This window comes from Butyrivibrio sp., from assembly GCF_017940685.1.
Taxonomy (GTDB): Bacteria; Bacillota; Clostridia; order Lachnospirales; family Lachnospiraceae; genus Butyrivibrio.
On the sequence record NZ_JAGAYD010000221.1, the window covers coordinates 1 to 7,408 of the forward strand.

Here is a 7,408-nt window from a genome sequence, read left to right on the forward strand (position 1 = left end):
TCAGATGACTGTTACATAACAGTTACATTTGGAGAGATGGTAAATGGAAAGCTTGTGACTAAAGGAACCTATGCCAAGATGGCAAGAGGAGAGATGGTCAGATACATGGCTGAGAATAAGATCACGGATCCAAAAGAGATCAGAAACTTTGACAGACTTGGCTACGTAAACAGAGATGATCTTTCTAGTGATACAGAAATTGTGTTTGAAAGACGGGGATGAGATGCAATGAGTAAGCGGTTCGAGAAGATAATGCAGCGCCTTGGTAAAAGGGAGATGATAATCATTTCATCTGTCATTTTTGCCATTGCTTTTGCGATCATTCTGATAATGGCTTTCATAAAAGGATCCAATGGGGATGTAAGTGAGGAAACGGTTATTGGCGAAGAAACGCAAAACGCAGCAGTGGGTGAGGAGGACCTGCCTGTCGTCGAGACAGCAACCGAAGGAACTAAGTCTGAATCGACTCCGGATACAACTGTACTTGCCAAAAAGGAAGGCGCAAAGGACGGATATCTTAACAGGTGTGTATTTCTCGGAGATTCAAGAACAGTTGCGATGGTCAACTACGGCTTTTTCAACGATGATGCCGCTTTAGCGCAGATTGGCATATCTCATCCGGCATTTGCATCCAATACTTTCATTAATAATGCTGGAAAAGAATATACTTTAAAAACTTATCTGGCATCTCACCAGGCTCCAGTCATCTATATTCTTTTGGGAGTAAACGGGATCAATGATCCCAGTGAGACCCATTATCGGGATACATTTGTAACGCTTATAGACAAGGTGGCTGAGATGGCTCCTAATTCCAATCTTGTACTTGTGGCAATAGGTCCAGTCGATGATAACGGAATCTATAAAAATAGTGTCCAGAATGCATGGATAGACAAATACAATGATTTTCTGCTTGAAACTGCAAAGGAGAAACATATTTTTTATCTTGATATCGCAGAAATTCTCAAAGGATCTGATGGGCAGGTTAAGTCTGAGTATAACGGCGGGGACGGACTTCATTATTCCGGAAAAGGATGCGAAGCCATATTCAGGTATATAGTAGAGCATCCTGTACCTCAAATATCTGATGAGGGTGAATATGTAGTTAAGTATATCAAGCCTGATCCAAACAGGATCAAGGTTACCATGGGTGATGAATCGGGAATCGACGAAGACAGGCTACAGGATCTTATGGATATGATGATTGGAACTCCAGAAAATCAGGCTGTCTCAGATTCAAGCACTGAATCAAGTGAGTTGACAGAAGAAGAACTGCGTCTACTAGAAGAGAAAGAAGAGAGAAAGAAAGCGGAAGAGGAAGAGAAAAAGAAGGCTGAAGAAGAAAAAAAGAAGGCTGAAGAGGAAGCTAAAAAGAAGGCCGAAGAGGAAGCTAAAAAGAAGGCTGAGGAAGAGGAAGCCAAAAAGAAGGCTGAAGAAGAGGAAGCTAAAAAGAAGGCTGAAGAAGAGGAAGCCAAAAAGAAGGCTGAGGAAGAGGAAGCTAAAAAGAAGGCTGAGGAAGAGGAAGCAAAAAGGAAGGCTGAAGAAGAGGAAAGAAAGAAGGCCGAAGAAGAGAAAGAAAAGTCCGAAACAGAGGAAGATGAATCCAAAGAGGAAGACAAGGATAAAAGCGGACAGGGCAGCAGTGAGGAAACTGAAAAAGAAGAATCATCTGGTCAGTCTGAGGGCGAGTCTGGAAATAATTCTGAAGGAGATTAAGAAGATAAACAAAAAAGGAAAGCAACAATTGCTTTCCTTTTTTAGTAGCGAGAGGGGGACTTGAACCCTCGACACCGCGGGTATGAACCGCGTGCTCTAGCCAGCTGAGCTACCTCGCCATAAGTGCCTGCTCATTGGAGCCGACTAAGATAATATAACGCGAAACCACCTATATTGTCAACAACTAATTTACGATTTTTAATCCTTTTCATTTCGACAACATCATGTGATAGTATTATCTATAAGAATCACTGGTGGGAGTTGAGTATGAAAGAGAAACAATTGACCTTGTCACAGCTGTGCAAAGAGCTGTCCATATCTTATGCAACAGGCCGTAACTGGCTGAGACTTGGTAAGATCATTCCCACTTCTAGCGATTCTGGAGTACCACAGTTTAGCATTTCATATGTAACTAATTTAAAAAAGGATTTAGGGGCTTGCAACAATTCATCACTTAAGAGCCGCAGGAACAAGAAATATAAATCCGGCTTTGGCTTATACGAATCCTACGTCTCAAAATCTTCTCCAAACATCAGGGCGGTATCAGATATTGTTAATTATATAAAAGATAATGAAGTTGAAGTGACAGAAGATATACTTTTAGCACTTCTTTCTGACTGTGCGGGTAAACTTATAAAAGACAAGTACCAAGAAGAAAACGGTATCTATTGCCAAATAAATTATCTGGATGTAGACAAAGACTGCTTTGCTAAGCTATCAAAGTCTCACCCAGATCTCTTTTCATCAAACTATACATACATTCCCACAGAGGATACCCTGGGGCTTCTCTACATCTCTCTACGTAGTCTTAAGAACAGGAAAGAGAAAGGCGCATATTACACCCCAACTGAGGTTGTGAACAGCCTTATCAGTAATGTCTTTTCCGAAAAAGACATTACATCAAAAGAGATAATCGATCCCTGCTGCGGTACAGGTAACTTTATTCTGCAGCTCCCAGAGACTGTAAAAAGTGAAAATGTTTATGCCAATGATATCGATGATATAAGTGTTAAGCTTGCAAGGATCAACTACGCCCTTAAGTACGATATCAGTGACAGAGATATGGTCATAAGTCACATTACTCAGTCGGATTTTCTCATTGATATGGAGGAAAAGAAATACGACATTATCCTTGGCAATCCCCCCTGGGGGAGCGAAGAGCCCTACGACGATTTCGTTGAAAGAGCATTAAAAAAACTTAAGGAAAATGGACATCTGTCCTTTGTGCTTCCTGAGTCCATACTTAGTGTGAAATCCCACAAAAAGATCAGGCAGTTCATGATGTCATCCTGCAGGCTAAGGTACGTGGAGTACCTTGGTGAAGTCTTTCATGGGGTTCAGTGTCCGTCCATCATTCTGCATGCGGAGCTTACCAAAGAACCATTTACAACAAAAGGTCTTGTTGTTAATGACGGCAGGAATGTGTTTACTATAGACACGGACCGCGAGGTGTCTGCAGATTCTCTAAGCATTAGGATTACAGACAAAGAGTACGCTCTGATCCAAAAAATAGGCGATGTTAATAACAAGGCTACACTTAAGGGTAACGCGCTTTTTGGTCTTGGAATCGTGACAGGAGACAACAAAAGATATATATCGCAGGTCAAGACGCCTGATAATGAGCCCGTGTTAAAGGGAACTGATATTGAGAAATACAGCTGTAATGTGCCGGAGAACTTTATCTCTTTTACCCCAGAAAAGTTCCAGCAAGTGGCGCCGGAGCACATCTACAGGGCAAAAGAAAAACTCCTGTATAAATTTATCAGCAGTGACCTGGCATTTGCCTATGACGATAAGGGAACGCTGTCATTAAACAGTTGCAACATCCTGATCCCGCAGATCCCGGGACTTTCAATAAAGTATGTGATGGCAGTCCTCAATTCCAGTGCTGCGCAGTTTGTTTATTCCAAGCTGTTTGGCTCTGTCAAGGTACTTCGTTCGCACCTTGAGCAGATTCCAATCCCCATTGCTGATGACGGGAAACAAAAAGAGATCATAGCTTATGTTGAAAAGATCATTAAAGCTAAAAAACCGCAGAAGGAAATAGAAAAGACCCTGGATAAAAAGATAGCTGAACTATACGGCTTGACAGGCGCTGAGTACCAGATGATAAAGGTTTCTTTAAAGTGAGAAGTTTGGTGCAATATCTGGGCAGAAACGCTCCCCTGAATGAGATATAATCCGAGAATAGAGGAATTAAATCTCATCCATTGGAGCGTATTTTATGAAAACAGAAAAGATTATAGTAGATCAAAACACAAATGTATCATTCAATAACAACGTGGATTACTGCGTAGGTACAGGGCGCCTTGGCCTTGCCCTCACAGAGGAATATTTAAAAGAGCTAAAGTTCGTTCAGGACATGATCGGTTTTTCCTACATAAGAGGTCATGGACTTTTTTGCGGAGATGTGTCCATCTATCACGAGTACGAGGAAGACGGAATAACAAAGGTAGAGTACAACTACACCTACATAGACAGGATCTTTGACAGTTTTATTAGCTTGGGAATCCGCCCATATCTCGAGCTTGGATTTATGCCTGATGATCTTGCAAGTGGCACCCAGACTGTATTTTACTGGAAGGGCAACACAACACCTCCCAAGGACTACAAAAAATGGACAGATATGGTGATAGCTCTTTTGAAACACCTTAAGGACAGATACGGTGAAGAAGTGACCTCGTGGCCCATAGAAGTCTGGAATGAACCAAATCTTCCAGGATTTTGGTATGAAGCTGACATGGAGGAGTACTTTAAGCTGTTTAAAGAGACCTTCAATGCCATCAAGTCCTACGACGCATGCTTTAAGGTTGGCGGCCCGGCAATCTGCGGAGTTAAGGATGCGGAGTGGATACAGGCTTTTCTTGATTTTTGCAAAAAAGAAGGAATCTGCCCTGACATGATAACAAGGCACCACTATACGGTGGAATTCCCTGAAAGAGTAGGGCACTACGACTATTCAAAGCTTCAGGACCCCAAAGAGCGCTTTGAAAATCTTAAGTCCACAAGGGACATCGTGGATTCCTTTGAAGAATTTAAGGATCTTCCAATCCATCTTACTGAGTTCAGTACTTCCTACACTCCAAAGGGCGTCATCCACGACACCAACATAAATGCTGCTTACCTGGCGCAGCAGCTTTCGAGGCTTGGAGATATGCATGAGGCTTATTCCTACTGGACCTTTGGAGATGTGTTTGAGGAGCAGGGCGTTCCCACATCTCTTTTCCATGGGGGATTTGGCCTTGTGGCAGCAGGTAATATCCCTAAGCCAACCTTCTGGACCTTTTACTTTTTTAAGCAGCTTAAGCTCTTTGGCAGCGACTGTGTTTACAGAGATGACAATGCTGTGATAGTAAAGGGAGATTGCGGCTATGCGGGAATTCTATGGAATATAGATGGTGATGATACGCAAAAAGAAATCTCACTTCCTATAAAGGATGGAGAGGAGCAGTCACTTATTGTTAAGACAGTAGATGAGGAGACAACTAATCCTCTAAAGCTTTGGCATGACTTAGGAGAGCCTGCTTATCCGACAAAAGAGGAAACAGAGCTTATAAAAAGCGCTTCCTATCCTGCAGTATCAAGCAGTATAGTAGCGCCTTTAGATGGTTTGGCTGATATTAAGATCGCTGTTAAGAGAAACGGTGTAGTTTACTTTATCCTCTCAAAAAGGAATTTTACGCCTGACAGGGGATACGATTACGACAGGGTTATTTCTTTTCACTGATCGCTAGGAGTATAGTCAGACCTTACGAAGCAACAGCTCGACGACAAAACCATTGTCGTTGTAGTATTCCATTCCGCCGCCCTGTTTGTTCATATACATCTTGCATAGGAACAGGCCAAGGCCGTACCCGGATTTACCTGCTGAGTTCTTGCCTCGGTAGTATTTTTCTGAGATAAGAGGAAGGTCGCTATCCGGAACACCTGGGCCTTCATCGCGGATCTTTATCTTGATAAAGCTTCCTGCTTTGCCATTTTCCATAAGGATGTCTTTAGTCTGTGAAAAAGTTACTGTAATGTCTGTTCCGGCGTATTTGGCAGAATTACTGATAATGTTTTCAATAACCTGATCCATTCTCTGTCTGTCCATGTAAACCAGGCAGGGATGGATATGGTTTTTCATAATGATATTTCCAAAGGAAGAAAGGCTTTTTATCCGATCCTCCAGGATCACTGTGCTCTCTTCACTGACTGTAACTTCGATTTTTTCTATATCTTCAAGACTTGCATGCATCACATCGCTCATAAGGGAGCTTACGCTCTCTGCCTTGGCGTTAATGGTCCTGATCTTATCAAGAGTATCAGAGTATTCGGCAGTGTCTTGTTCACCCGCTTCTTTTATTTTCCTTGAATACTTAAGATCTAAAACTTCGCAGGTTGCACCTATAACAGCAAGAGGAGTCTTTATGTCATGGCTAAGGCCCTGGATCAGCTCTTTTCTTGCAATCTCACCTTTTCGCTCCCTGTCGATAGAGAGCTTTATCTGCTCGCGCATCATGTCATAGCCTTCAACGAAGCTTCCGAACATGTTGGTCTTTCTGATGGGAAGAGGCTTATCAAGATCGCCCTTTGCGATATCAGTGGCGAAATCCTTAAGCTCTTTTATGGGCTTTAAAAAGACTTTGTACATGTAGAACAATAGAAGATATCCGGCCAAAAGGACAGCTCCCCAAAGAATTGTTGCGGCTGTCATAAACTGGCTTCTTGTATTTTCAAAGTGCTCCTTCTTGTCATCAAAGGCAACTTTTCCAACATATTCGCCGTTTACTTCAAGGTCAAGGATAAGAGCGCCACTTGAGTAAAGAGAAGCCAGTTCCGGATCATTTATTTTTTTTGAGAGTATGATCTGACATGAGTATTTTTCCTCAGCGAAGGTTTCGGGCATTCCATTTTCAATATCCTGCTCTACCTGGTAAAGAAGGTCATTATAATAAACGATATCTCTTTTGCCATAAGCAGTTTTGCGGCTTAAGTGGCAGAAGAATACCAGAATGATCAGCATGAATATGGTAAAAGAAATGAATATCCGTCTTAAACTTTTCATGATAGCTCTAAAATATATCCCGTTCCCCAGACAGTCTTTATTAGTTTTGGCTCGTTGGGATTTTCTTCAATCTTTTCCCTGAGTTTCCTGATATGTACGTTGAGAGTACTGTCACTAAAGAAAGTATCTCCCCATACTTCATCAAAGAGTACTTCCTTTTTGACTATAGTGTCGTGGTGCTTGTAGAGACAGTCAAGAAGAGCATATTCCTTGGCCTTTAATGGGATGCTTTGTCCTTTTATGATAACGGACATGGTGGGATAGTCCATGTAAAAGCTATTATCCTCGCCGCTATCAGAAGGCGCAGGATCAGAAACTCCGTTCTGGCCAGCTTCTTTCATCTGGGCAATGCGCTTTAAGTTTACCTTGACCTTTGCAAGAAGAACAGACAGGCTATAGGGCTTTTTGACGTAGTCATCGCCGCCTATGGAAAGAGCTATAAGTACATCGTCGTCGCTTTGCCTGGCACTAATAAAGAGTATTGGAAGCTGCATGTCTTCCCTTAGTTTTTTACAGACATCAAAACCTGATCCATCTCCTAAATTGATATCAAGAAGGATCAGGTCAGCGGTGTTTCCCTCTTCAAAGAAAGCAAGGCAGGATGCGGCGCTTTCTACATACTGCGTAGAAACGTCAAACATCCTGAAA

Annotated in this window: 6 protein-coding genes and 1 tRNA gene; 4 read left to right on the plus strand and 3 right to left on the minus strand. The window is 42.2% G+C overall.

The window, feature by feature from the left end:
• On the plus strand, positions 1–222 hold a 222-nt coding region (gene yaaA / locus J6I68_RS13405), incomplete at its 5' end, for a peroxide stress protein YaaA (protein ID WP_292221062.1).
• Between the two features lie 6 nt (positions 223–228).
• On the plus strand, positions 229–1,713 hold the full coding sequence (locus tag J6I68_RS13410; RefSeq protein WP_292221064.1) for an SGNH/GDSL hydrolase family protein: 1,485 nt from the start codon (positions 229–231) through the stop codon (positions 1,711–1,713).
• A 45-nt stretch (positions 1,714–1,758) separates the two neighbouring features.
• Here J6I68_RS13410 and J6I68_RS13415 read toward each other — a convergent pair.
• Positions 1,759–1,832, minus strand: a tRNA-Met gene (locus J6I68_RS13415).
• A gap of 148 nt (positions 1,833–1,980) precedes the next feature.
• Here J6I68_RS13415 and J6I68_RS13420 point away from each other — a divergent pair.
• Together J6I68_RS13420 and J6I68_RS13425 are read left to right on the plus strand one after the other, a co-directional pair.
• The gene (locus J6I68_RS13420) at positions 1,981–3,843 is read left to right on the plus strand and encodes a TaqI-like C-terminal specificity domain-containing protein (RefSeq protein WP_292221066.1); all 1,863 of its coding nucleotides are present in this window, start codon (positions 1,981–1,983) and stop codon (positions 3,841–3,843) included.
• A 94-nt stretch (positions 3,844–3,937) separates the two neighbouring features.
• Positions 3,938–5,440: a GH39 family glycosyl hydrolase gene (locus J6I68_RS13425; RefSeq protein ID WP_292221068.1), complete on the plus strand. Its 1,503-nt coding sequence runs from the start codon at positions 3,938–3,940 to the stop codon at positions 5,438–5,440.
• Between the two features lie 15 nt (positions 5,441–5,455).
• Here J6I68_RS13425 and J6I68_RS13430 read toward each other — a convergent pair whose 3' ends face one another.
• Complete coding sequence (locus J6I68_RS13430; protein ID WP_292221070.1) at positions 5,456–6,760, minus strand: HAMP domain-containing sensor histidine kinase; 1,305 nt, start codon at positions 6,758–6,760, stop codon at positions 5,456–5,458.
• Positions 6,757–7,408 (minus strand): response regulator transcription factor (locus J6I68_RS13435; RefSeq protein WP_292221072.1); only part of this gene is annotated, 652 nt, incomplete at its 5' end. The genes J6I68_RS13430 and J6I68_RS13435, both read right to left, overlap by 4 nt.

Bases quoted from the DNA above. Each gene is read 5' to 3' on its own strand.
- J6I68_RS13410 (WP_292221064.1), top strand. From the start codon at position 229: ATGAGTAAGCGGTTCGAGAAGATAATGCAGCGCCTTGGTAAAAGGGAG.
- J6I68_RS13420 (WP_292221066.1), top strand. From the start codon at position 1,981: ATGAAAGAGAAACAATTGACCTTGTCACAGCTGTGCAAAGAGCTGTCC.
- J6I68_RS13425 (WP_292221068.1), top strand. From the start codon at position 3,938: ATGAAAACAGAAAAGATTATAGTAGATCAAAACACAAATGTATCATTC.
- J6I68_RS13430 (WP_292221070.1), bottom strand. From the start codon at position 6,760: ATGAAAAGTTTAAGACGGATATTCATTTCTTTTACCATATTCATGCTG.